Raw genomic sequence first — 23276 nt, 5'->3', positions numbered from 1 at the left:
CTCACGTCTTCAGTTCGCGCTTGATCTCTTCGAAGAAGTGGAAATCCGTCCCTTTGGCGATGATCTCCTGCGGGCTCGACTTGATCATGCCCGTCTCCAGGAGGCGCAGCGCGTAGAAGCGCACCGAGTCTTCAGCGTCGTATTCCCGCCACCTGTCGTGCCCGGTGTTCTGCAGAGTGGTCAGCGCAACGTCGTAGCTCGGCAGAAAGCCTCGATCGACCACCGCGCGGGCGGCCGATTTCGGGTTCGACACGCAGAATTCGACAGCCTGGAGGATGGCCCGCAGCACGCGCTTGGTGGCGACCGGATACTTATCGACATAGTCGGTCCGGCCGGCGAGCATGCAACAAAAATACTGCGACCAAGGACGGTCGATAAGATTGCTGAAGACCGTGTGACCTACCTTCTTGTTCCGAACCTCGGAGTATTGGCTGGTGTCTACCAGGAAGGCATCGACCTTGCCGTCGATGAAGTTCTGCATGAGCGAGCCGTTCTCCTGGACGCCTACGACCCACTCAACATCGTGGTTGGGATCGAGCCCGACATAGTTGATCAGCAGTTGGAGAAACACCTGCGGGTGGTCGTTCATCGCCCAGACCCCCACCCGCTTGCCCTTTAGGTCGGCAACGCTGTTGACGCGGTCGTTCGCCCGCAACTCCCAGCAGCCGGAATGCACGCCGGCCAGGATCTTGACGGGAACCCCGGCCTCGACGCTGCGGATGTGCATCGGCGGCATGTTGAAGTCGAAGTCCGTCTCACCCGCTGCAATCCATTCGCTGCTGTCGAAGTACTTTTGATTGCCTTGCACGTACTGGACGTCGGTCATGCCGCCGGCGCGGAGCAGTTCGCCAGCGAGGTAGAGCGACTCCCAGCAGTAGGCGCCTCCGACCCACCGGCCCAGCCGGACACTGGTCGTCTCGGGCTCCGGCTCTGCAAACGCCAATCTCGGGGTTGCGACAATTCCCACGGTGCCGGCTGCCAGGCCGGCCATGAAACGGCGTCGATTCTGAATGATCCGCATGTCACGCTTCCTCCCTGGGACAAAGCAGGCTCAGGTTTTCAACTCACGCTTCAGCTCCTCGATGAAGCGCCAGTCCGTTCCATCGGCGATGATCTGCTGTGGGCTCGACTTTATCATTCCCGTCTCCTGCATGCGCAGCGCGTAGAAGCGCATCGAGGCTTCGGCATCGTAGTCCCGCCAGACGTCGTACCGCGTGTCGCTCAGCGTTTGCAGCGCGATTTCGTAGCTGGGGACGAAACCTCGATCGACCATCTGCGCTGCACTCCATGCGGGATCCGAAATGCATAGGTCGGCGCCCTTGACGATGGCCCTTAGCACGCGCTTGGTCGCCACCGGGTATCTGTTCACGTAGTCCGCAGCGGCCGAAGTCATGCAGCAGAAGTACTGCGACCAAGGGCGGTCGAGGGTCGTGTTGAGGATCGTGTGGCCGATTTTCTTGGCGCGCAGTTGCTGCGTCTCTGGCGGCGTGAAGAGATATGCATCGAACTTCCCGTCGGCGAAGGCTTCCACCGGCTTGCTTTCCTGGACCCATTCGATGTCGTTGACGGGGTCCAGTCCGATATAGGCGGCCATCAGGGCGACCAGCACGCGCGACGGCGCATCGATGTCGTGCATGCCCACCCGCTTGCCCTTGAGGTCCGGGATGCCTTGGATGCTGTCGTTGGCGATCAGCTCGAGGCACCCGGAGTGCAGACCGCCAAGCACCCTGATTGGCACGCCGGCGTCGATCGACGCGACATGGACCGGCGCGTAGTTCATGCTGAAATCCGTGTCGCCGAGTGCAATCCACACCGCCTGATCGACTTTCTCGTCGCCCTGCACGTAGCGGACGTCGGTGAAGCCCTCCGCTTTGAGGAGCTCTCCGGCCAGGTACATCCCCGCCCAGCAGTAGGCACCATCGATCCACCGCGGCAAGCGGACGGAGGTCGTTTCAGGGGGTGCCTCGGCCCAAGCGTCAGTCGTTGCGCCGATGAGACCTGCAGCGCCTGCTGCCGCAGCACCGGCCAGGAAGCGGCGGCGGTTCTGGATGATCTGCATGGGGTTCTCCCTCCCATTGAAAATGGCACGAGGCTGGCTGCCCCTCACGTCTTCAACTCGCGCTTCAACTCGTCAAGGAAACGCCAGTCAGTGCCGGTGGCGATGATCGTTTGCGGGCTCGACTTGATCATGCCCGTTTCGTGCATGCGCAGCGCGTAGAAGCGCATCGAGGCTTCGGCATCGAAATCCCGCCACCTGTCGTACCGGATGTCGTGCAGCGTTTGCAGCGCGTAGTCGTAGCTGGGCACGAACCCTCGATCGACCATCTGCTGCGCTACCAATGGCGGATCCGACGCGCAGAGGTCGGCGCCCTTGAGGATGGCCCTGAGCACGCGCTTTGTCGCCACCGGATGCCTGTCGACATAATCCGCAGTCGCGGAAATCATGCAGCAGAAATGCTGCGACCAGGGCGGGTCGGTGGTCGAGTTGAGGATCGTATGGCCTACTTTCCTGGAGCGAAGTTCCTGCGTGCGGGGCGGTTGGCCGAGGACTGCATCGTATTTTCCTTCGAGGAAGCCTTCCGCAAAATTGTGTTCTTCGATGACCCATTCGATGTCGTTGACGGGATCGAGCCCAACATAGGCGGCCATCAAAGAAACCAACACGTGTTGCGGCGAATCAAGCGTAAAGACCCCAACGCGCTTTCCCCGCAGGTCCGAGATGCCATTGACGCTGTCGTTGGCGATCAGTTCGAGGCACCCGGAGTGCAGTCCGCTTAGTACCCTGATCGGCACTCCTGCATCGATCGACGCCAGATGAATCGGCACGTAGTTCACACTGAAATCCGTCTCGCCGTTTGCGATCCACGCCGAATGATCAACCTTCTTGTCGCCTTGCACATAGCGGACATCGGTGAACCCCTCGGCGCGCAGCATTTCTCCGGCGATGTACAGGCCCGCCCAGCAATAGGCGCCGCCGATGTACCTTGGCAGGCGGACGGAGGTGGTCTCCGGCGGCGGCTCGGCCCAGGCGGATGTCGAGGAGTCGAGAAGGCCCGCGGCGCCGGCTGACGCAGCGCCGGCTAGGAAACGGCGGCGGCTCTGGATGATCTGCATGTCACGTCTCCTCTCCTCGAGACGAACGGCTCAGGTTTTCAGCTCGCGCTTGAGTTCGTTGAGGAAGCGCCAGTCCGTACCTTCCGCGATAATCCTCTCCGGTGTGGAGCCGATCAAACCGACTTCCTTCAGCCGCAGAGCATAGAAGCGGACGCTGTCAGTGGAGTCGTAGTCCCGCCATTCGCGGTAAGGCAACCCGCTGATCCCTGCGAACGCATCATCGTAGTGGCTGGCGAACCCGCCCGCGACCAAGCGCTCGGCAACCAGGGCCGGCGCGGCGGTGCATAGATCCGCAGCCTTGAGGATGGCGCGCAGCACCCGCTTGGTAGCAACCGGATGCGCGGCCACGAAATCACTGTTGCCGGACAGCATGCAGCAAAAATATTGCGACCAAGGTCGGTCCACTGTGCTGTTGACGATCACGTGCCCGACCTTTATGCGCCGCAATTCCTGCGGGTCCGGCGGAAAGCCCAGGAACGCGTCGATGTCGCCCCGCGCGAACAGCTCCTTGGGCTTGACCGCCGGGTCCACCACCCAGTTGATGTCGCGCGCCGGATCGAGCCCGACATAGGCGGCGATGCTGGCGAGGAACAGATGCGGCCCCGAACCGAGCCCCTGGACGCCGACGTTCCGGCCTTTCAGATCGACGACGCTGTCGATCCCGCGCTTGGCAAACAGCTCGAAGCAACCGGGATGGACGCCGCCGAGCAGAGTGAGCCGCGCACCGGAGTCCAAGGCGACGATCGAATTTGTCACGAAGTTGAGGCTAAAGTCGATCTCGCCATTCGCCACCGCGGAGGCCGTGGGCGCACCGGGGCCTGTGACCACATAGTCAACCTCCGTGAAGCCTTCCGCACGCAGAAGTTCCTCCGCAACATACTGTGGCGCCACGCAGATGCTGGGAATCTTCGCCAGGCGAATGCGCGTGATCTCCGACGGTGGCTCGGCATGAGCTCGAGTTGGAGCCCCGACGAGGCTGGCGGCGCCCGCAGCCGTCAGGCCAGCCAGGAAACCGCGGCGGTTCTGCATAGGAATCTCCTCCGGTTGAACGCAAATCAAGCCCTCAGTTCTCTTTGAGAGGCGCCAGCCATTCTTGGTCCAGGCGGAAGCGGCATCCGGAATGGGTGCCACCGCCAGCCTTAGTCCTACCTCTCGTCTTGAGCGGCGATGCACGGTCGCTCACGTCTTAAGTTCGCGCTTCAACTCTTCAAGGAAGCGCCAGTCCGTTCCGTCGGCGATGACCTTCTGCGGACTCGACTTGATCATGCCCAGTTCCTGCATGCGCAGGGCATAGAAACGCAGGGAGTCTTCGGGATCGAATTCCCGCCAACGGTCGTACCGGATCTCCTGCAGCGTTTGCAGCGCGTAGTCATACGACGGAACGAAATCGCGATCGACCATCTGCTGCGCCGCCATTTCCGGAGCCGACACGCACAGGTCGGCGGCCTTGAGGATGGATCGCAAGACCCGCTTGGTCGCCACCGGGTACCTGGTCACGTAGTCCGTCGTCGCGGAGATCATGCAGCAGAAATACTGTGACCAGGGGCGGTCGACGGTGTTGTTGAGGATCGTGTGGCCGATCTTCTTGGTGCGCAGCTCTTGCGGCTGGGGCGGCGTCCCGAGGAATGCGTCGATCTTCCCTTGCATGAAGAGTTCCGTGGGCTTGACGTCCTTAGTCAAGACCCACTGGATATCCTTGACGGGATCGAGCCCGACATAGGCGGACATAAGGGACAGCCACACGTGTCGCGAGTTATTGAGACCATCAACGCCCACCCTCTTGCCCCGCAGGTCCGTGACGCTGCGGATGCTCTCGTTGGCGATCAGTTCGAGGCATCCGGAGTGCAACCCGGTTAGCACCTTGATCGGCACGCCGGCATCGATCGACGCGATTTGCTTCGGCGAAAAGTTGACCGAGAAATCCGTCTCACCGCGTGCGATCCACTCCGATTGGTCGACGCTCTTATCGCCTCGTACGTAGCGAACGTCTGTGAAGCCATCCGCACGCATCAGTTCCCCGGCGATGTACGCACCTGCCCAGCAGTACGAACCACCAACCCAATGCGGCAGACGAACAGTGGTCGTTTCTAGCGCCGGTTCCGCGTGGAGTGACTTCGGAAGACCGACGATACCGGCAGCGCTTGCCATTGCAGCGCCGGCCAGGAATCGGCGGCGGGTCTGCATGATCTGCATCGGAACGTTCCCTCTCCGAACTGCAAGGCAATTTCGGCCCGAACCGAACAAAAGAGGTTTCGGCAGAGGCAGATGGTCTCGTGGGCGCGACGAGTAGTTGTGGATTCTAGCGCGCCCAGTCCGCTGCGGGAGTCTTGCGCTCTCAGTCGCCGGGTCATGAATTAGCAACCGACGATATGCCAACGTACGCCCAATTTGCGTTGGTTGCGAGCGCAAAACTTACTACGCCAAACGTCCCACCAGCATCTCGCTGTCAGGGAGACTGTTTGCGCGGTTGTGAATAGCCACTTCGAGTTTACCGCGCGGCCGGACCGACTGATCGACGCAAAAGTCTGTAACGGGTCAGTTCCAGAGCTTGGTCCACCGGCTGAACGTCCGCTTGTCGTTCTTCGGACTACGGAAGCTGTCAGTCCGCTGTTGATGCGGTGGACGGCTCTCCTCCCTCCTGCGGTATCATCGCGGGATTAGAGCTGGAGGAGCGCTATGATGAGCAACGTTACGACAATCGGTCTGGATATTGCGAAGTCCGTGTTTCAAGTCCACGGCGTGGATGGGGCTGGTGAGGTCGCAGTTCGCAGGAAGTTGACGCGTGGGCGTGTGCTGCCGTTCTTTGAGAGCTTGCCGCGATGCCTTGTCGGGATCGAGGCGTGCAGTTCGTCGCATTATTGGGCTCGCGAGCTAATCGCACGTGGCCACGATGTGCGGCTGCTGCCGGCACAGTATGTGAAGCCGTATCTGAAGCGACAGAAGAATGATGCTGCAGATGCAGAGGCGATCTGCGAGGCCGTGACACGACCGACGATGCGCTTCGTACCGGTGACGTCGCCCGAGCAGCAGAGTGTGATGATGCTGCACCGGGTTCGTTTGATGCTCAATCGCCAGCGCACACAGATATCGAACGCGTTGCGGGCGCACCTATCCGAGTTCGGGGTCGTGGCGCCGATCGGGCGTAATGGAATTGAGCAACTTCTCGTGGTCATCAACGACGAGAACGATGCCAGGATACCGGCCGACGCACGGCTTTGCCTGAGGATGCTTGAAGCACAGCTTCGTGTCGTGAAGGAACAGATCCTCGAAAATGATCGCCGGGTCCGTGCGAGTGCGCGAGAGACTGAACTGGGTCGCAGGTTGATGGAGATTCCGGGCGTTGGCCCGCTGCTGGCGAGTGCGTTCGTGGCGACCGTCGCCGATCCGCACGCATTCAAGTCGGGGCGATGCCTCTCGGCTTGGATCGGGCTCGTGCCGAAGCAAAACTCGAGCGGGGGTAAGGAGAAGCTCGGCAGCATCTCCAAGGCAGGTAATCGCTACCTGCGCCAGCTGCTCGTCGTCGGGGCGATGGCCGTCATCCGCTACGCGGAGCGGAACGGGACCAGGCGCCCCTGGCTCGTGCAGTTGATGGCACGACGAACGACCAAGGTCGCGGCGGTTGCGCTGGCTAACAAGACAGCCCGCATGGTCTGGGCATTGATGACCGGCGGCGAGCGCTATAGGGAGCCGGTCATCGCGTAGAACGAAACAAGGCGTGCTATCGCCGACGAGGTTGGAAAGGGCGGACAGGAGCTAATGCACAAAGCCGGTTGAAACCGCCGGATCGGGAAAACCCACTGGGGCCGTGCACCATAAGTGCGAGCTTTCGATCGGGACCTGAGACGCGCGAATGGCATTATGGCCAGCGGCACATGAAAGGCCGCACCTACAGGTCGGATACATGGCCGCACCAACCAGCAACTGCAAAAGCTCACAAATCCCTTGCCAACGGAGAGCCGTCCATACACGGCCCCATTTCGGCCGTTCGATGATCTGCTTCAGGACGCAGCTATCCGCCGTTTTCGGCGTCTCGCGCCTTAACACCACGACGTTCTGCATACTCGATTAATGCGAGCTCAATGACAGCGGTTATCGAACGACGTTCGGACTCTGCGAGTTGCTCAGCCAGAGCTAGCACAGATGGGTCCAAACGCGTCGTGAATGGTTTTTTTATCATTGTCACTTTTCGGCTTGAATTTGGCGCAGAAAAAATGCATAAGCACGTGCAATGCACATGCATCGCGCGTGCTACGGCCGATCGAGGTGCGGGAACACTTTGATCGGCCTGACCACAACCGCGCTGTCAGGAGTTCGGATCATGGCTGATTCCGACAATACCACGACTTTGCCTCTCGTCATCCGCAGGGAGGGACTTGTGACAATTGCGATGCGAGAACCTGGCTTTCTGCCAACGAGACATTCAAACCAAAGGATCTAACAGCCGTACTCCTTCACCCTTTTGGCCAGCAGACAAGAACTCGACACCCGCTTTTGTCAGAGCCGCCTCAATGGCCTGCAAAGTACTGATGCGCGAATCGACCTTGCCATTTTCCAACCGGGTCAGAGCATTAAGCGAGACGATTGCCTTGTCAGCGAGCTCCTGCTGCGACCAACCAAGCAAAGCCCGTGCGGCTCGAATCTGTCGTGGACTGACCATGAGTCCACAATCGGCAGGCAGATTTTCTTTGCCACCTATAGGGTTATTTTGCACCCTATAAGGTATATTAAATGGCGATTCGACCTGGAGATAACATCGGTGCGAAGAGCGCGGATCGTACGCAGCAGACATTCTATCCGACTGACTTGCGGAGGATCAAAAGGCCTTGTTGAAACCGCAACGCTCTGTCCTCCGTCGGACGGGGCCGAAGCCAAAGATCGACAGTGATCCTCATCCCGCCGATCAGCACGTCGGCAGGCAGATTGCGACCGTTCGCGTCCAATCGGACGTCTCGCAAGCCCAGCTTGCTCGATCCATAGGCATCAGCTTCCAGCAGCTTCAGAAATACGAGAACGCGCGGAATCGCGTGAGCGCGTCGATGCTCTACGAGATCGCCAGCTCGCTCGGCGTCCCTGTCGGCCGCTTCTTCGAAGGCCTGCCGGGAAACGATGAGACCTGCGTCGACGCCCGGGCCCTGCCGGTCGATGAGCGCCTGGATTTCATCGCCAGCGCGGAAGGGCGGCGTCTGATTGCAGGGCTAGTGAACCTTCCGCCGCGTGTGCGCGGTCGCGTGTCGTCCCTGATCTCAGCGTTAGGAGAAGAACTGGCCCAGCAAGACACAAAGGCGGATAGCGAGACGGCCGGCGATCCCGCGCCGGCCGAATGCAAGACCGTCTGAGAGCCGGTCGGGCCCGTCAGCCGAATTTTCGTGCGGCGGGCAGGGCGATGCGGCCGCAAGTCGAGGACACTTCTATTTCGACGCCGAACGCCCGAGAGCGCATTGCGAATCCCTCAAGGATGTCTCGCGCCGCGCTTCCAGTGACGGCGACGGGCACCAATCTGCCCGTTGCCGATCCGAGCGACTGAGCTTCCGCCCCGATCACGACGGGCAGGAGATTTATTTCTGCGAGGTTCCCGCCCGCATCATAGCGGCACGCAGCGACAATGCTTTGCCAGACTTCCGGTGGATCCCATTCGTTTTCGTCTGGGTGGACGTGGAAGAGGAAATTTCCGAGGCCGTAGAAGATCGGCGAGCCATTGTAGATTTCCACCGCCTGCAGCACCGGGGCGCCGTGGCTGACGAACAGGTTCGCGCCGGCGTCGATGCACATCCTGGCAAAGGTCTGCACCCAGCGCGGCACGTCCTGCCAACCTGGTTCCCAATGATGGTGGTGCAGATAGGCGATGATAAAATCGCCTTGGGCCGCCGCGTGACGGATGGCGGACAGATGCATGGCTGCGCTCCGCTGGTCGACTTCGATCAGACGGCCGAAATCGGCGGCTTGCGTGAACACGGTGCCGTAGAAATTGATCTCCGTGCCGGCCGACACCTCTACCGGGTCCTCCGGTTGGGCATAGTTGGCCAGTTCAAAGCGGGAGCTTTGCAAATGAGCGCCTAGCCTTGCCAGTCTGCGGAAATGTCCGTCCGGCACCCCCATCTTGCGAACGGTGTTCAGATGATTGACGCCGGGCCGAGCCGGTCGGAAGGCCGTGCGGTCTTCGGCATACATGTTGGTCGGGCCGGGGCCTGCATCCATCGCAAGAAGCGCGACCTCGCGCGCGCCCAGCCTGCGGCGGCCCGGTTTCCTGGCGTCAGTCTCGTCGGCCCCGATGCCGGCATGCAGGAAGCCCCGCGCTTCCACCTCCTCCAGCGTCGAGAGGATGCCGCCGGCGCCGAGATCGAAGGCGTGGTTGTTTGCGAGCGCAAGCGCATTGAAACCGATGGCCTGCAATGCGTCGAGCACCTCAGCCCTGGAATATCCGAAGTACTTGCCCTTGGTCGGCCACCCGCCGTGCTTGCCGAGGATAGTCGATTCGAAGTTGGTGAAGACGACATCGCCTTGGCGCAGGAAGTCCGTAACCGCGATGAAGCGTTCGTCTTTGACGTCGCGGATGTCGTGCTTGATTAGGGATTGGCCGGTAACGACCGCGCAGAACTGGTCTTTCATGGAGCTCGCCTTGAAGGAGGGGAGGGCGCTGGCGCGTCGGCCCCCCCCACGTCAATGTCGAAGTCGGTTGCCGCTATTGCGAAAGCGCCGGTGAGATATCGCTCTTGAACCATTTCAGGCTCAGCGCCTTGATCGTCCCATCCTTGGTAGCCGCTTCGATTGCCGCGTTGAATTTGGCGAGCAACTCGGTATCGTCTTTGCGCAGACCGGCGCCGACGCCCGGCCCCCAGAGCCCACCCTTCAATTCCGGCCCGAAAAACACCGCATCCGAACCGGAAGGTGTCTCCAGAAAATCCCGCCAGGTGAAATAATCGGCGAGGCCGCCGTCGATGCGACCCGCGGCAAGATCGAGCTTCATATTGTCCAGGCTGTCATAGCTGCGGACGGTCACGACATCGCCGAGGATTTCCTTCACGACTGCTTCCGAATTCGACGAGCGCAGGGCGCCGATCGCTCTGCCGGCGAGTGTCGATCTGAGGCGTTCGATGGTCGCCTTCTCCTTGTCCCCGATGGTCGAGAGGTTGACCTTTTCCTTGGTGTCACCGGCGTCGAGACCCAGGTCTTTGCGCACCACGAACTGATTGAAGCCGGTGGCGTAGGGGATCGAGAACGCGATCGACTGCTTGCGTTTTTCCGTGATCGCCATGCCGGACATGATGACGTCGAACTTGCCGACAAGCAGTGCCGGGATGATCCCGTCCCAATCCTGCGGGACGAAGGTACATTTGATCTCAATGCGACGGCACAGCTCCTGTCCGACATCGATATCGTAACCGTAAAGTTGACCGTTCGCGTCGGTGCCGTCCCAGGGCGGCGAGGCGCCTTCAGTGGCAATCGATATGACGCGCTCGCTTTGCGCGCCCGCGGGGAATGCCGACATCAGGGATGCGACAGAAACAGCAATAGCCAGTGGTATGCGCATGATGCACCTCTTCGTTGGTTTGGATGGAAAGGGGAGCCCAGAACCTGCGGCGTCAGGGCAGGGGCGTCGTGATCTCTGGGTCAGGTAGGGCGGGGCGCAATCGCGCCTTTCGTCGGCGCACTGGATGGCCGTCGGTCGACAGCCATCGCTCCAGCAACTGGATCGCTTTCACCGCGATCGAGGTGAGCGATAGGTAGATCGCTCCGGCGACGATGAAGATCTCGTACGGCGCGAACGTGGTCGACACCATCTGTCTCGCCATGCCGGTGATCTCGAGCAGCGTTACGGTGCTCGCGAGCGACGAGCCCTTGATCATCCCGACGATCTCGTTGCCGTAGGCCGGGAGCGATATCCTGAAAGCGATCGGGAAGGTGACCAGGCGAGCGATCTGGAAGCGTTTCAAGCCGAGAGACGTGGCCGCCTCTGTGACACCCTTAGGCACGGACTGGAGACCACGGCACAGGATCTCGGTGGTGTGTGCCGCGCTGTTCAGCGAAAATGCCAGAAGGGCACACCAGAAGGGGTCGCGCAGGATCACCCAGAAGATGCTGGCCCGCACCGCCTCGATCTGAGCGAGGCCGTAATAGAGCAAGAAGAGCTGAACGAGCATCGGCGTGCCGCGAATGACATAGGTGTATGCGAGCACCGCGAGCGAGAGGCCGGGACGTCCAAATGCGCGCATGAAGGCCAGCGGCACGGACAGAAGGAACCCGGCCGTCAGCGACAGGACCGTCAGGGTCAATGTGAGGCCGACACCCGAAGGCAGGACCACCATTGCGTCAAGCATTAAGCCGAGGTTCATGGTTCGCTCCCTCCTACCGGCCGAGTGCCGGATAGCGCCGCTCAGCCAGCCGGATCGACAGCAGCGTGACGGTGGTCAGCGAGAGGTAGAGAGCGGAGGCCGCAAGGTAGAAGGTCAATGGTGCGCGCAAGGATCCGGCCCCCAGATACGCAACGCGCATGATATCCGTCAGGCCGACGATCGAGACCAAAGCGGTATCCTTGAAGAGCGAAATCCAGAGATTGCCATAGGCAGGCAGCGCCAACCGCAGCATCTGAGGTCCGATGACGAACATCCAGCGCTGCCAGGCGTTCAGTCCAAGCGACTTTGCCGCTTCTCTTTGACCCGCCGGCACTGCCGCAATCGCGCCGCGAAACACTTCGGTCGCATAACCGCTGAAGACGACCGAGAGTGCGATAACCCCTGCGGTGAATGCGTTCACCTCCACATAGTGGCCGGCGACCTTGCTGGCGAGCGTCGTTCCGCCGAAGTAGATGAGCAGGATAATGAGAAGTTCTGGTACACCACGGACAACTGTCGTGTAGGCCGTCACGACACCGTTGAGCCGCGGTTGTGCCGTGCCCTTCGAAATGGCCAAAAACAGGCCAAATGCCGTACCCAGGCAGCCGCTGACAAGGGCCAGGCTGATGGTCACGGTGAGTGCGACAATAAACTGATTAGTAAAACCACCCATGGGGCGCTTTCCTCGACTCGCAATTACCGCAGAATACGCCGGTCTTTATCGCCAAGACCAAGCCGTATAACCCAAGGTTGCGAATTGTTATATTTGTAATCTCAAGTTAATTCGAGATATTGGCTAATTCTAGCGTTTGGAATTACACACTCAATCTATAATTTTTATTATTTTATCTATAACGAACCGTTATATACTGAGGCGGTTCGTTGCTCCCCAGGTTGGCGCCATCTGCTTGCCGGGTGGCGTTGTCAGGGAAAGGAGCGCAGGGAATGGAGTTGCTGCAGAGCGACCTGAAGCTCCGTCAGTTGAAGGTCTTCCGGGAAGTGTTGCGGGCCGGTTCGACACGGCGAGCAGCGGTTGCGCTCGGGATAAGCCAGCCGGCCGTCAGTCAACATGTGAAGCAACTCGAGGCCACGCTCGGCATCACACTGTTCAAGAGATCAGCCAACCGCATCGTCCCCTTGCAGGAAGCCTGGGAACTCCTGCGAAACGTAGAACTTGCCCTGACGTCTCTGGATCGGCTGGAAGCGTCGATCTTCGCAATGAAGAACGAGGAAAAGCAGAGGATTGCAATTGCCGCCCCCTCCGTTTTCGGTTTCGTGACCTTGCCCAAGGTCGTGGCGATCATCCACTCAAAGACCGCTTCGAATGTCCGCTCGATTTCGGGCAGCTACGAGCAGATCGGCGAGCACATCCTGACTGGGCGCGCGGATCTCGGAATCTCGAGATTGCCGCTGGACCCAAGTCTGTTTGAATGGGCGCCCCTTGGGTCAGCTCGCAACGTATGCATCTTTCATCCCGAGCACCGCTTTTCAAAACAGACCTGTATCGAGGCGCAAGACCTGGCAGGCGAAACGATCGTCGATATCGATCCCCAGTTCGCGGCCCACCAAATGAACTTTAATGCCTTGCGCTTCGCCGGCGTTGAGCCAGACATACTGGTGGAATTCGATTGCAACGGTCACGAAGCCGGATACGTTTCGGCCGGCCTGGGCATTTCGATAACCAATGAGATCATTGCGCGTGAATACGCGGCGTTTCACCTCGAGGCAAAACCGGTGGAACCGTCTGCGCTCTATCACTACGTTGCGATTTGGCAGAAGGGCAGGACTTTTTCCAACGCACTGAACGTGTCGCTCGAGGCGATCATCGCCGCGTTTTCCACGGCGCCGCTTGCTGCCTGAGGCGCACGGGCTTCTTTACCCCGGCTCTCTTCAAAATTTGTAGTTGATCCTGGCGACGACAGTATTCTCGGTCTCGCGAGCTTTGATTGCGAATGCCGGACTTAGGCTGCTCGCGCCATCCTTCGAGCCGAAATCGTAATAGTTCCATTCAACGCCAGCGGTCCAATGGTCGGTGAAAGCATATTCAGCGCCGAGCCCTGCCGTCCAGCCAACCCTGCTCCCGCCACCAAACGACTGCGGAAAATCGGTCTCCGCGAATTTGTATTTCGTGAAGGCAACACCGGCATCGCCGTAGATCAGGAAACGGTCAACCGCGTAGCCGAGGCGTCCGCGCACCGAACCCAGATAGTCCTGCTTGGTCTCGCAGGTTGTACCTACGGCGGTCGAACATTGATCGTCGCCCTTTACAGACGAGCCTGCGAAGTCGCCCTCGATGCCGATGACGAATTGGTTGATCTGATAATTGTAGCCGATCTGGCCGCCGTACACGACCCCAGACCCGTTTGTATTAAAGGAAGCGAAGCCCGGAGTACCTGCTGGCGACCAACGGCTGTCATTCCAGCCGCCTCCGACCTGTGCACCGACATAGAAGCCGGTCCATGAGTACGGCATGGCAGCCACCGGCTCAACGAGATCGGCCGCCAATACCGGAGAAGAGGCTGCCAGGAATACAGCGGAACAGATGAGCGCAAGTTTCATGCCGTCGTCCCCAAATCACCAGCTTCTAGCTTTGCGCAGTTGCTCGCCAAGAGTCCGCGTTATTTTTGCAACAGAATGGAAAATTTTCGAGCTAGGTTTCGCGATTGCCCTCCCACTGAATACGTTGACAGTCGGGCTCGAAGGTAAAGAACACCGGCCGGTTATCGCGGCCGCCGCCTTGCAATCTGAACAGAAAATGAGCTCGACCAGATCCTGATGCATGGGACCGTGATCAGGCCCGAGGCGATCGATCATCGCCGCGACGTCGAGCCTAGTCGACTTGCAGCACATGGGATGCCCGCAATTCACGTAGACGGTTTCGCGAGCGGCCAGGGTGTCGGCGAGGGTCTTTTGGGCATGGCGATTTCCATTGAAGGTCGCCGCAACGTAGGATTACATTGCTGATCCCGATGACCTCGGCAAGCGCTGTCCTATTCTTGTGGCCGACGACAAGAGCAAGCCCGCTTCCCGCGATCGCGTATCTGGATATCAAGAATATGAGGTAGGCTGTTTCGCAGACAAGTTCGGCCTGTCGATACGTTAGGTACGAGAGTTCATCGCGGAGCAGGTCATTCTCGAAGCTTTCCGGCCTCATGTTCAAGCGTCTTGCGATCATTGCCATGCTGTCTGATGAGAGCGCGTATCTGCTGCACCGTCAGGCCAACTTTGTTGGCAAAATGGCGGACTTCAGAGTCCTCTTCTGCTGACACTCGGTCACGATCACGGCTGCCGCCCATACTCTTGTCGTCTGCCATTGCAGTTCCTCCTAGTCTGAAGGGAACATTGGCCATGAAGGATAGCTCCGTTTTATTTTAGCGCAAGCTAACGGAACGCCGACCGCCGCTTGCCGTTCTCCTACATCTCGCTGTTTTCGATGATCCCGGCTTCGCCGTCGGGTAACTGAGTGGTAGGCGTCGGCGACTTCCGCAGCCTAGCCCCAGTGCCTTCGCCATTAGTGATTTCGACATTGTGCACCGCATAGGCAGCGACAATCTTTGCCTTGGTGGTCTCCGTGGCAGTGCCAGTTGAGGCGGCGGCGACGCCACTTCCGTGATCACACCATAGGCTAACGCGATCACGCGGTTCACAAATATAACTACTAGCGGTCGATTCCTTCAGGATATAGCCGCTCCCATCATAGGTCCGTCGCGTGGGGCACGCGGTGGACCGCTGGTGGCCGGCGTCGAGTTCATCCCCGAGAATGGCGGCGGCGCCGGGAGGTTGAGGAAGGGTGGCCAGGACGGTGGCGGCTAACAGCCGGTCGGGCACCGGCTTGCGTTTTGAGCAATTGGCCCTGTGGAAACCGGGAACTCAGCCGTTCTTGCTTGATCTTAGGCTCAATCCTCCCAGATCGTCTGAAATATGCCGATTCGATACCCTTTGGGTCCAAAAACTCTCGTGCTTTGTCACTATGCTACGGGCGGGTTCCGGGAACCTGAGATGGTGAAGCGGCGACCAGCGATCATAGTTTCTCCTCGATTGCCCTATCGCGACGGCCTGTGCTGCGTTGTCCCGAAATCGTTGACGGCTCCGGCTCGAGACGTTCGGTATGTGGTGCGGCTGGACTTCGCTGAACCTTAACGGCGCCGTTTGAATTCGGTAGTCGCTTGGGTGAAGTGCGATATGGTGGCCACGGTCTCATTCGATCGGCTAGATTTGTTTCGAACCGGCCGCGACAACGACAGCAAACGCAAGCATCTGACGACCAAGGTATCTGACGACGATTTCGAGCGCGTGAAGCAAGGAATTCTTTGCGGGCTCGGCTTTCAGTAAATTGGCATTAACCCGCGAACCCCAATATTGAGGCCGATCGCTCGCGGTGAAAGCCGTTGAGCCTCAAGACCTCGAGAGAGGCGAGCCCCACCACGGCGACACCAAGCCCGGTGGGGCTTTTTTGGCGCCTACCCAGCCGTGGGAGGCCGCACCGATCCGGTGGTGTTCCACTTGATGAACTCGACTTCCTTGCCGGTCACATCCCGCACTGTTTTCAACAGTTCCTCATGCAAGCCCGCGCGTTGAGCGGTAGTGGTCGCAATGTGGGGATATAAACGGCTTGATGATGCTCTTGTGCAGCGCTTCCGCTGCCACCAGGAAGCACTCGATTTCAGCCTGCGATAACTGCTTGGAAGGTTTTGCTCTGGCCATCGGCGAACTCCGTTGAATGGGTCGCCGCAACAAGAGGAACATAATCCTCGTCCTCTGACCCAGGCAAGGGCACTCGCTCATTCTTCCCTGAAATCTTGTAGCGAGGCATGCCGTAGGTCTTCCTCGCCGCGGAGATGCTTCACGCGGCCGATCAGGCCGGGCTTGACCCACTGCGTCGCCGGCCGCTTCATGCACTTGGGCGCCGTCCCCGGGTGCTCCTGGACGCGTTTCCATAGCCGCTCGCGCAGTTCCCGGTTCAAGGTGATAAAGGCGCTGCCGACATAGCGCCCTGTGCCGCGCTCGGCCATCAGAGCGAAGGCCGGCTTGCCAGCCTCACGTTCAACGCCGAGCAGCTCGTATTCGTCGATCGTGAAGGCCTTCGTCTTCAACCATGCCGTCGAAGTGCCGCTTCGGTATTTGCTACCCTTGCGCTTCGAAACCATGGAAGATCGCTTTGGCTTCGCCCGGCAGCGACCCACTGAACTGAATACGCCCGCCCGACTCAATCATGCTGGCCAGGATATCGCGGCGATCCTCCAGCGCCATGTCGCGCAGATCGTGGCCGTTGAGGTGGAGCAGATCGAAGGCGACGAAATAGAGGTCATGCTGCCGACGGGTGATCGCCTTGCGCAATTCGCCAAAGTCCGACAGGCCCGCCTCGTTCAGCACGATGATCTCGCCGTCGATGATGGCGCTTTCGGCGGCAAGGCTCCTGGCCTCTTTCACCAGGTCGCGATATTTCGACGTCCAGTCGTGGCCGTTGCGCGTGTAGATCCTCGTGCCGTCCTCATCGATGATAAGCTGTGACCGGTACCCGTCGAACTTCACGTCGTGAATCCCACCTTCGCCCTCCGGAGGCTTCTCCACTAAGGTCGGCATCAACGGCGCGACGAATTTCAAACGCATGCAATGACTCGCAAAGGCCGCGATTCAATTAGCGTGGGCTTAAATAGTTCCGGAACTTTTTAGACGAATTGCATGTTTGAAAGGTAATGAAGATCGAAGCCGACGAATGCCGGGCAGCGTTGACCCTGATCCGACGCACAATCGAGGAGCACTGCCCGCCCGGCGTGCTGCCCAGCGAAGAGATGGTGAATGGGCTGTATGGTCCGGAGATCATCCACGAGGCGGAAGCCATTGCCGCGGCCATCGTCGCTACAATCGAGCAGATGCAACTGCGCGTGATGATGAAACCGCGTTCCCCCAGCATCAAATCGTAGACCGCACACGGGAAGCTCGCCAGCGGCGTTCTTGCCGGCCGCTGTCCTACACCGCCGAAGCGCCTCGCGTGTCCAAGCGCACGCGTGATCGACCTCTCTGCAAAAACAGCTCGGCCGTGATTTCGTCTCTGTCCCCACTATGCCTGGCGATCAGATCCAGCGCTTCCTGGCGGCCCAAGTTGCCGAGCTTCATGAGGTACGGAACCTCAAACGTTCTCTTTTTGAGGCGCCATTCTGGCACGCGGCGTGTTGCTGCTTCCCGTACTGTTGTTCCATCTTGACGCATCATTTGATTGCTCTTTCCCGATACGGTGGTGCAGTCGCAAATTCCGTGCCTCGTCCCGCGTTGGCCCTAGCCGGCGCGCTCTGCAGCTTTGGCCAGCGCCATGCATTGCGAAGCCATGTGCCGGGAAAGCCCTTCCTGCTCGTCCAGCCATGGCCCGAAATGCCCATGGGGCAGAGAGGTCTTGTTGCGGAGTAACCAGCGGCCGATCGCCATCTTCTGGTCATGCGCCGCGGGGCACTCGAGTCTCGGCCGGCGCAGGATTCGCCAGCGGCGTGACATTGCTCGGCGACATGAGCGTCAGGTAGGCGCGGTGCACCTCTTGCTGTTTTTCCGCCGGCAGATGGTTGAACTGCCGGTCAGTCATCCCGCAGCCGAGCGCCAGAACGGCCGTATGCCGCTGATCGCCGCGGAGGCGCTTGAGGCGATGCCCCTGCCATTGGTTTGGCAGCCGATAGGTGCCGATACCCTCGATCTCGACTTCAGTGAAGGGAGTTCTTGCCAGCATGCCGCGCCTCGCTTGGGCGAACTGGCGAATATTGCATAAGTCACGGCTTATAGGCAAGGGGTCCAGCCGCGGCCCAACGCTCGGTGACTTCGTGGTCACGCATCCACCGCCTGCGAGGAAAAGTAATACGCCGGTATGTATTTTGAGATGGCCGAGACTATACGTTCTATGACCGGTGTCGACGGAAATTTGTCAGAATAAACGTGATCTCTTGCAACCCTCGAGGGCAAGGGGCAAGGCGCGGCGCTGGCTAGAGGGGGGTGGCGGGGTGGCACCCCCCGAAAATCGGTGCGTCGTGATAAACCTGCATACCTCGATAAGAATTTGCGAGCCTCGCGCGCGGACCGATCTGCCTCCCTCAATGGCAATGTTTTTTCGCGCGGCGAGGACCGAAGGTAACACAAAGTTTGTTTTTGATTGCTACTTGATTGGTCGAGGTAGGATGGCTAGGTTCAGCATCGTGAGCACCACCCAGATCAAGCAGAAATCAGATTGGCCAGTCGTCGACGCGGCGCTTAAGGCGATGGCGGAGGGATCACAGCTTGCGCCTTCGACGTTCGCCGCAATTGCCGATCGTCTGCGAACCGCGATCGAGGCGCAAGACGCCGCGAGCGTCCAGGTTGCAGCTGAGCTGCTTGAAAACTTCTACCGCGACGCAGCGGCCGCCGCTTCGCCTTCGGTTCAGGCGGCATCGCGCGGTGAAGCTGGCGGCGATTTGGCCGAGAGCTATGCGCTCGGCAAGCTCGCATTCGCGCAGCTGATCGCGGCGCGCATAGCCGACACACGAGCGGACAGCCGGTTTGTCGATCATATCCGCGACAATAGGTACCTTCCCTATGTCCAGGCGATCTTCACCGAGCCGCTCAGCGTGTCGGCGATACGAGAGAAGGTCGGTACGCGGCTTGAGACGGTCAGCCGCAAGCTCGCCGTGCTGCGCGCACTCGGCATCGTCGCCTCACGCAAGCAAGGCAATGTCGTGGTCAACATGCTTACTCCCGCAGCAGCGGCGACCGTTGAGATGCTCGGTCTCGCGCCGACTCGGGAGGCGGTCCCGGTGGTCAAGGTGCCAGACGTGCGCCAGGCGATTGACAAAGAGCGCGAGACGCTCAAGCTGCATATGCAGGAGACACCGCTTTTCGTGCGGCGGTCGACGACGTCCCGCCACAAGGTCGCGTAATGGCTCGCAGGGCCCGGCCTACGGGCAAAATCTCGACCTTTTTCTCTTACAAAGGCGGCGTCGGGCGAACCATGGCAGTCGCCAATGTCGGCTTTATAGCTGCACTGGCAGGCAAGCGCGTGCTGCTGATGGATTGGGACCTCGAGGCACCGGGACTTGCAGTCTATTTCCGGGGCGTTACTGAGCACGAGGCGTCCGGTAATATTCGCAAGGCGCACGGAGTGCTCAACCTGTTCACCAAATGGCGAGATGGGCTGCTAAGCGCTGCCAAATCCGACCAGGTTTCGGAAATCTTCAAACTGTTCGCGTCAGGCGCCCCATTCAAAGAATGCGTCCGCCCACTACTGCCGACCGCAAGACTTCCTAAGGGCGGCAAGCTCGATATCATTGGCGCTGGGTCGGCAATGGTCGGTGAATTGGATCCTCTGCCTTATCCCGAGGCTTTGGCCCGTTTCCATTGGCCGAGTTTCTTCGCAGAGTTCGCGGGCGGGGCAATGCTCGACTCGCTGCGAACCTGGGCGCGGCGAAACTATGACATGATCCTCATCGACAGTCGCACCGGCCTCGCAGATGTAGCCGGCATCTGCACGATGCAAATGCCCGACGAAGTTGTCCTCTGCTTCGTGCTCAATCGACAGAATACTGAGGGGGTCGCCGATATCGCAGCCTCAATCCGCGCCGCGCGTGGCGATGAGGTCAAAATCCGTCTTTCGCCGATGCGTGTGTCGAAGGATCGGCCAACCGAGGAAGCGGACGCGCGTGCGCGCGCACACCGCGAGATACGCAATGCAGGTCTCGACCCACAGCGGATCGAGTATGATATGGCGAAGCTTTCGATCGCGGCTGCCCCCAACATTCCTTTCTATGAGACGCTAGCGCCCTTCGCAGCCGCCAGCGCCACAGCCGACCCCCTAACCTTCGAATATTTGCGCATGACGCAGGAGTTAACCAACGTGGCATTCGACGCGCCGCGGGTCGAGCCTGCTTGGATCGAATCCGTACGACGGCGGCTCCAACCGCGGATGACAACGGTCGACTATCTAAACACGCTCGAAACCGCCGACCCGGATCGCGCCTATGAGGAGCTGGAGCGATTTCTCGACGGCGCGCTGGACGCCGATCCCAGCCGTGAGCTCGATGCCGATTATGTCGAGGCTTTGGTCTCGGCGGCATTTGATGTGTCGGACTGGTTTACGGATGATGAAACAGAAAGAGAGAGGCCCGTCTTGGCGGAGAAGGCACTCCTACTGCTTCGCCAACTGCACGAGATTGGCGAAGGCGACTGGCGAGTCATGCTGGTCGATGCGCTCGACAATTACGACGTTCGGTGGGGCGGCTTTAGCGCTCGGACAAACGATAAGGGGAACATCGAGCGCGACGCGATTCTCGCGGCCGGTCACCAATCGCCGAGCATCGTCATCCAGCGGGCACATTTGCGCGTGCAGAATGTGCGATCCCGCCCAGATAATTCGTTCGAACAGAGCGAGGTCGAACTAAGAGACGCTGAAAGCCTACTCAACCAGATAGCGGGTCCGATCCAGCCGGAGGAAATTGAAAGGGCTGCGCTCGAACAAGCCGATATCGCTGCGTATCGCGCTGAAGCCTTCGCTCGGGAGCCGTCTCTCGGTAGTGCCGTCGAGCAATGGCGGCGCGTGCTCGATTTATTGGAGAGGCCTGCCAGCCCTCGAGGCCGTAGACTCTTGGCCGAGGCGCACCTCGGCCTTGCCATTTCACTGGAAGGTAGCCCGGAGGCAGTCGAGCACGTATTGTCGGCTGCTCGGCTCTCCCGGTCCAGCGTGCTGCGGGACGCAAAACAATTCGCTCGTGCATGCGCAATAGTCGTTAACGGACCCGACGCCGAGGTGCAGAGCGTCGCCTTCGCGATCGCGGCATTCGCGCGCGAGAAGGAGACGCGGTTGTTTCCGCTCCGGAGCGGCGTAGTTAGTGGTGGGGATGCCATCTTATTTGCGAAGGAGTTAGAGCAACTAGCCGTCGCGATGGGCTCCGATGAGCCGCGACGCTCCGAAGCGCTGGCCGCGATAGCGGAAGGAGCCGAGCAACAACTGCATAGATTTTCGAGGACCAGAGCAGGCGCAAGTGACCGTGCTGCAGCCAGTTTCGGCAAGATTATCGCGGCGTATTCCTCGCTTAGCGAGACGCTAGCTGTTGCTGGCGCTTCCAACAGGGCGATTGCTTCGCTGCAAAAGCGAATTGAATTTTCGCGGCAACGGCCGCATCGACCAATCACATGACCCACCCCCGCGCCTGGCGCGGTATAGGTGATCCCGCGCACCTTTTCCTGGCGTTGTGGCGCTATTTGAATGCGATGGAGCGGGAGCGGCTTTCCAGCGCAGTTGATGTACCACCAACGCTGAGTACCGCTCTGGCCGCAGCGCTTGCAATCGGCGACGCTGCGAAATGCATTGAAGCCTTCTGCGATGCCCTTGAGGGCCATTGGGATGAGAGCACGCATTGGCGTGCGCGCAGGGAACGTGCGAGCGTCGCGCTAACTGCCATGCGGGCGATCGACGAGGTGATGCTGGCGGTGCATCCTCGAACGATTGTGCCCACCATAAGGTTGAAGCCACTGCCAGTTTGGCTCGACGATGTCCGTGAACGGCGCACAATATACGGTACCTTCGCAAGCGACGCACAACTGTCGCTGATCGCGCGGGGACCGTTCGCTCGTAGCCCCAAACTCCCATTCGAGGAATCGACCTTCGTGCTCGGCGACCAGTTCGCAGCCCTCAAGGTTATCGACTTGTCGGCGTTTATCGAGGACGGTCGACAACTCCAAATGAGCATTAAGGTTGTCGATCAGTCTGCCGATCGCGGCGTGCCACATCGCAGCGACCGAGCGGCGAGTGAAGTTGTCAGCTTTGTCCCGTTAGCAGAAGTCGGCGGAGACCTGGTCGCTAGCGTCACAACGGACGGAGCAACTACGTTTATCGACGTGTTGAAGGGCGCAGCATTTGATGCTGCAAAGCGCTTTCTTAACGCAGTCCACGACTGCGCGGATAGCGACATCTTTGTTGCCCCAGAGCTCACCGTTGACGCCGCAGACATCACACGCATTGCAGCTGGCTTATCCGCAATGAGCGGCAGCCGTCCACGTCTGCTTGTATCAGGTTCAGGCTTGGTTCCTGGGAACCCGGCCAAAGGTGGGCAGCCGTTCAATCAGGCAACTATGCTAAACGGGAACGGAGCGACGCTATGGCAGCATCAAAAGGTTTCCGCATATGCCATGCTCGAGGAGACCTCTAAGGGACTCAAAATCGATGGTGCCGAGGGCATGGTTCGGTTGATGGAGCGGATATCGTGGTCAAGTTCTATTACCGTCGCAGACTTGGATGGGCTCGGCCGGTGCATAGTCCTAATCTGCCAGGACATGATGATGGGTGTGGTGCACAGGCTGCTCGACGAGTTTCGGCCTGACTGGTTGATAGTGCCGATCCTTGACACCGGCACCTCGCTACAGCGTTGGCCCGCTAGGCGCGCCCGAGAACTCGCTCCGACATCCGAGGCACGCTTCGTAGTCGTGAGTAGTCTCACAATGAAGGAATGGCAAGTTGACAAATATCCGGGCGAGGAGATGGGGGTTGCGATAGGGCCCACGTATACCAATCGCAGCGATCCAGATGAACCGCCCGCACTTCAAATTGAGGTTGCACCGGAAAGCTCGTCGCGCCGTCATGGCTCGGTCCGGTGGCGAGCGGTACACGGGTGGCAAAAATACCGGTAAAGGAACCAGGTCAACGTGAGGTGAATGGTACGCCTCCGGCGAGGGCCGCCTTGCGCGAGCATGGCACGGTAGCGAGGCTGCGCTCTTAAGGTCGTCCTTACGAGCGAAGTTAACAGCACAGCATGAGCCATGTGACATTATTGACCGGGCCGGAGCGTCGTCGTCGTTGGAGTGAAGAAGATCAGTGCCGGATACTGG

General features: G+C 59.8%; 21 protein-coding genes and 2 pseudogenes. 7 read left to right on the top strand and 16 right to left on the bottom strand.

What is annotated here, in order from left to right:
- Position 1: 1 nt before the first annotated feature.
- The 5 genes from NKH57_RS20570 to NKH57_RS20550 all read right to left on the bottom strand — a co-directional run bounded on the left by NKH57_RS20570 (position 2) and on the right by NKH57_RS20550 (position 5307).
- Complete coding sequence (locus NKH57_RS20570; protein WP_352946714.1) at positions 2 to 991, bottom strand: ABC transporter substrate-binding protein; 990 nt, start codon at positions 989 to 991, stop codon at positions 2 to 4.
- A 60-nt stretch (positions 992 to 1051) separates the two neighbouring features.
- A complete protein-coding gene (locus NKH57_RS20565; protein ID WP_352946712.1) occupies positions 1052 to 2059 on the bottom strand; it encodes an ABC transporter substrate-binding protein in 1008 nt (335 codons plus the stop codon).
- Positions 2060 to 2103: 44 nt separating this feature from the next.
- Positions 2104 to 3114: an ABC transporter substrate-binding protein gene (locus NKH57_RS20560; RefSeq protein ID WP_352946709.1), complete on the bottom strand. Its 1011-nt coding sequence runs from the start codon at positions 3112 to 3114 to the stop codon at positions 2104 to 2106.
- Between the two features lie 30 nt (positions 3115 to 3144).
- Positions 3145 to 4143 carry an ABC transporter substrate-binding protein gene (locus NKH57_RS20555; RefSeq protein WP_352946707.1) on the bottom strand — a complete coding sequence of 333 codons (999 nt, stop codon included), beginning with the start codon at positions 4141 to 4143 and terminating at the stop codon, positions 3145 to 3147.
- Between the two features lie 150 nt (positions 4144 to 4293).
- Positions 4294 to 5307 (bottom strand): ABC transporter substrate-binding protein, encoded by a 1014-nt coding sequence (locus NKH57_RS20550; RefSeq protein WP_352946704.1) that lies wholly within the window; start codon positions 5305 to 5307, stop codon positions 4294 to 4296.
- A 486-nt stretch (positions 5308 to 5793) separates the two neighbouring features.
- Here NKH57_RS20550 and NKH57_RS20545 point away from each other — a divergent pair, with 486 nt between their 5' ends.
- Entirely contained in the window at positions 5794 to 6816 is a 1023-nt protein-coding gene (locus NKH57_RS20545) for an IS110 family RNA-guided transposase (RefSeq protein WP_352946702.1), read from the top strand.
- 718 nt (positions 6817 to 7534) lie between these two features.
- On the opposite strand, the gene NKH57_RS20540 is transcribed toward NKH57_RS20545, so the two are convergent.
- On the bottom strand, positions 7535 to 7903 hold the full coding sequence (locus tag NKH57_RS20540; RefSeq protein ID WP_352946699.1) for a helix-turn-helix domain-containing protein: 369 nt from the start codon (positions 7901 to 7903) through the stop codon (positions 7535 to 7537).
- A 37-nt stretch (positions 7904 to 7940) separates the two neighbouring features.
- On the opposite strand from NKH57_RS20540, the gene NKH57_RS20535 reads away from it, so the two are divergent.
- A complete protein-coding gene (locus NKH57_RS20535) occupies positions 7941 to 8450 on the top strand; it encodes a helix-turn-helix domain-containing protein (RefSeq protein WP_352946697.1) in 510 nt (169 codons plus the stop codon).
- Between the two features lie 16 nt (positions 8451 to 8466).
- Here NKH57_RS20535 and NKH57_RS20530 read toward each other — a convergent pair whose 3' ends face one another.
- The 4 genes from NKH57_RS20530 to NKH57_RS20515 all read right to left on the bottom strand — a co-directional run bounded on the left by NKH57_RS20530 (position 8467) and on the right by NKH57_RS20515 (position 12117).
- A complete protein-coding gene (locus tag NKH57_RS20530) occupies positions 8467 to 9720 on the bottom strand; it encodes a CapA family protein (RefSeq protein ID WP_352946695.1) in 1254 nt (417 codons plus the stop codon).
- Positions 9721 to 9793: 73 nt separating this feature from the next.
- Complete coding sequence (locus NKH57_RS20525) at positions 9794 to 10642, bottom strand: transporter substrate-binding domain-containing protein (protein ID WP_352946693.1); 849 nt, start codon at positions 10640 to 10642, stop codon at positions 9794 to 9796.
- A gap of 52 nt (positions 10643 to 10694) precedes the next feature.
- Complete coding sequence (locus tag NKH57_RS20520; protein WP_352946691.1) at positions 10695 to 11444, bottom strand: ABC transporter permease; 750 nt, start codon at positions 11442 to 11444, stop codon at positions 10695 to 10697.
- Positions 11445 to 11457: 13 nt separating this feature from the next.
- A complete protein-coding gene (locus tag NKH57_RS20515; RefSeq protein ID WP_352946688.1) occupies positions 11458 to 12117 on the bottom strand; it encodes an ABC transporter permease in 660 nt (219 codons plus the stop codon).
- A gap of 272 nt (positions 12118 to 12389) precedes the next feature.
- Between NKH57_RS20515 and NKH57_RS20510 the strand changes: the two genes are divergently transcribed.
- Positions 12390 to 13304 (top strand): LysR family transcriptional regulator, encoded by a 915-nt coding sequence (locus NKH57_RS20510; protein ID WP_352946686.1) that lies wholly within the window; start codon positions 12390 to 12392, stop codon positions 13302 to 13304.
- A gap of 30 nt (positions 13305 to 13334) precedes the next feature.
- Here NKH57_RS20510 and NKH57_RS20505 read toward each other — a convergent pair whose 3' ends face one another.
- The 4 genes and pseudogenes from NKH57_RS20505 to NKH57_RS20490 form a co-directional block, all read right to left on the bottom strand.
- Complete coding sequence (locus NKH57_RS20505) at positions 13335 to 14003, bottom strand: outer membrane protein (protein ID WP_352946683.1); 669 nt, start codon at positions 14001 to 14003, stop codon at positions 13335 to 13337.
- 569 nt (positions 14004 to 14572) lie between these two features.
- Complete coding sequence (locus tag NKH57_RS20500; protein ID WP_352946680.1) at positions 14573 to 14758, bottom strand: DUF3606 domain-containing protein; 186 nt, start codon at positions 14756 to 14758, stop codon at positions 14573 to 14575.
- A gap of 1146 nt (positions 14759 to 15904) precedes the next feature.
- Positions 15905 to 16148 (bottom strand): annotated as a pseudogene (locus tag NKH57_RS20495) (hypothetical protein).
- 77 nt (positions 16149 to 16225) lie between these two features.
- Positions 16226 to 17054 (bottom strand): annotated as a pseudogene (locus NKH57_RS20490) (ATP-dependent DNA ligase).
- An 86-nt stretch (positions 17055 to 17140) separates the two neighbouring features.
- Here NKH57_RS20490 and NKH57_RS20485 point away from each other — a divergent pair.
- Positions 17141 to 17368 (top strand): hypothetical protein, encoded by a 228-nt coding sequence (locus NKH57_RS20485; protein WP_352946677.1) that lies wholly within the window; start codon positions 17141 to 17143, stop codon positions 17366 to 17368.
- Between the two features lie 352 nt (positions 17369 to 17720).
- Here the strand turns inward: NKH57_RS20485 and NKH57_RS20480 are convergent, their stop codons facing one another.
- Both NKH57_RS20480 and NKH57_RS20475 read right to left on the bottom strand, forming a co-directional pair.
- Positions 17721 to 17867 (bottom strand): DUF3102 domain-containing protein, encoded by a 147-nt coding sequence (locus NKH57_RS20480; RefSeq protein WP_352946674.1) that lies wholly within the window; start codon positions 17865 to 17867, stop codon positions 17721 to 17723.
- A gap of 7 nt (positions 17868 to 17874) precedes the next feature.
- Positions 17875 to 18159 (bottom strand): hypothetical protein, encoded by a 285-nt coding sequence (locus NKH57_RS20475; protein WP_352946671.1) that lies wholly within the window; start codon positions 18157 to 18159, stop codon positions 17875 to 17877.
- Positions 18160 to 18619: 460 nt separating this feature from the next.
- Between NKH57_RS20475 and NKH57_RS20470 the strand changes: the two genes are divergently transcribed.
- Genes NKH57_RS20470 through NKH57_RS20460 form a run of 3 tightly spaced genes read left to right on the top strand, consistent with a single transcriptional unit; the run spans position 18620 to position 23078 of the window.
- Complete coding sequence (locus NKH57_RS20470; protein ID WP_352946668.1) at positions 18620 to 19336, top strand: ArsR/SmtB family transcription factor; 717 nt, start codon at positions 18620 to 18622, stop codon at positions 19334 to 19336.
- A complete protein-coding gene (locus NKH57_RS20465; RefSeq protein ID WP_352946666.1) occupies positions 19336 to 21588 on the top strand; it encodes a KGGVGR-motif variant AAA ATPase in 2253 nt (750 codons plus the stop codon). The genes NKH57_RS20470 and NKH57_RS20465 overlap by 1 nt, the downstream gene beginning before the upstream one ends.
- Complete coding sequence (locus tag NKH57_RS20460; RefSeq protein WP_352946663.1) at positions 21585 to 23078, top strand: hypothetical protein; 1494 nt, start codon at positions 21585 to 21587, stop codon at positions 23076 to 23078. Before NKH57_RS20465 ends, NKH57_RS20460 begins: the two co-directional genes overlap by 4 nt.
- The last annotated feature ends 198 nt before the right edge of the window (positions 23079 to 23276 follow it).

The organism is Mesorhizobium sp. M1050, from assembly GCF_040318715.1.
Lineage (GTDB): Bacteria > Pseudomonadota > Alphaproteobacteria > Rhizobiales > Rhizobiaceae > Mesorhizobium.
This window is presented reverse-complemented; position numbering and strand designations above follow the sequence as displayed.

Coding starts and splice junctions, on each gene's coding strand:
- NKH57_RS20570 (WP_352946714.1), bottom strand. CDS start 991: ATGGCCGGCCTGGCAGCCGGCACCGTGGGAATTGTCGCAACCCCGAGA.
- NKH57_RS20565 (WP_352946712.1), bottom strand. CDS start 2,059: ATGCAGATCATCCAGAACCGCCGCCGCTTCCTGGCCGGTGCTGCGGCA.
- NKH57_RS20560 (WP_352946709.1), bottom strand. CDS start 3,114: ATGCAGATCATCCAGAGCCGCCGCCGTTTCCTAGCCGGCGCTGCGTCA.
- NKH57_RS20555 (WP_352946707.1), bottom strand. CDS start 4,143: ATGCAGAACCGCCGCGGTTTCCTGGCTGGCCTGACGGCTGCGGGCGCC.
- NKH57_RS20550 (WP_352946704.1), bottom strand. CDS start 5,307: ATGCAGATCATGCAGACCCGCCGCCGATTCCTGGCCGGCGCTGCAATG.
- NKH57_RS20545 (WP_352946702.1), top strand. CDS start 5,794: ATGAGCAACGTTACGACAATCGGTCTGGATATTGCGAAGTCCGTGTTT.
- NKH57_RS20540 (WP_352946699.1), bottom strand. CDS start 7,903: ATGTCTGCTGCGTACGATCCGCGCTCTTCGCACCGATGTTATCTCCAG.
- NKH57_RS20530 (WP_352946695.1), bottom strand. CDS start 9,720: ATGAAAGACCAGTTCTGCGCGGTCGTTACCGGCCAATCCCTAATCAAG.
- NKH57_RS20525 (WP_352946693.1), bottom strand. CDS start 10,642: ATGCGCATACCACTGGCTATTGCTGTTTCTGTCGCATCCCTGATGTCG.
- NKH57_RS20520 (WP_352946691.1), bottom strand. CDS start 11,444: ATGAACCTCGGCTTAATGCTTGACGCAATGGTGGTCCTGCCTTCGGGT.
- NKH57_RS20515 (WP_352946688.1), bottom strand. CDS start 12,117: ATGGGTGGTTTTACTAATCAGTTTATTGTCGCACTCACCGTGACCATC.
- NKH57_RS20510 (WP_352946686.1), top strand. CDS start 12,390: ATGGAGTTGCTGCAGAGCGACCTGAAGCTCCGTCAGTTGAAGGTCTTC.
- NKH57_RS20505 (WP_352946683.1), bottom strand. CDS start 14,003: ATGAAACTTGCGCTCATCTGTTCCGCTGTATTCCTGGCAGCCTCTTCT.
- NKH57_RS20500 (WP_352946680.1), bottom strand. CDS start 14,758: ATGGCAGACGACAAGAGTATGGGCGGCAGCCGTGATCGTGACCGAGTG.
- NKH57_RS20485 (WP_352946677.1), top strand. CDS start 17,141: ATGAAGATCGAAGCCGACGAATGCCGGGCAGCGTTGACCCTGATCCGA.
- NKH57_RS20480 (WP_352946674.1), bottom strand. CDS start 17,867: ATGGCGATCGGCCGCTGGTTACTCCGCAACAAGACCTCTCTGCCCCAT.
- NKH57_RS20475 (WP_352946671.1), bottom strand. CDS start 18,159: ATGCTGGCAAGAACTCCCTTCACTGAAGTCGAGATCGAGGGTATCGGC.
- NKH57_RS20465 (WP_352946666.1), top strand. CDS start 19,336: ATGGCTCGCAGGGCCCGGCCTACGGGCAAAATCTCGACCTTTTTCTCT.
- NKH57_RS20460 (WP_352946663.1), top strand. CDS start 21,585: ATGACCCACCCCCGCGCCTGGCGCGGTATAGGTGATCCCGCGCACCTT.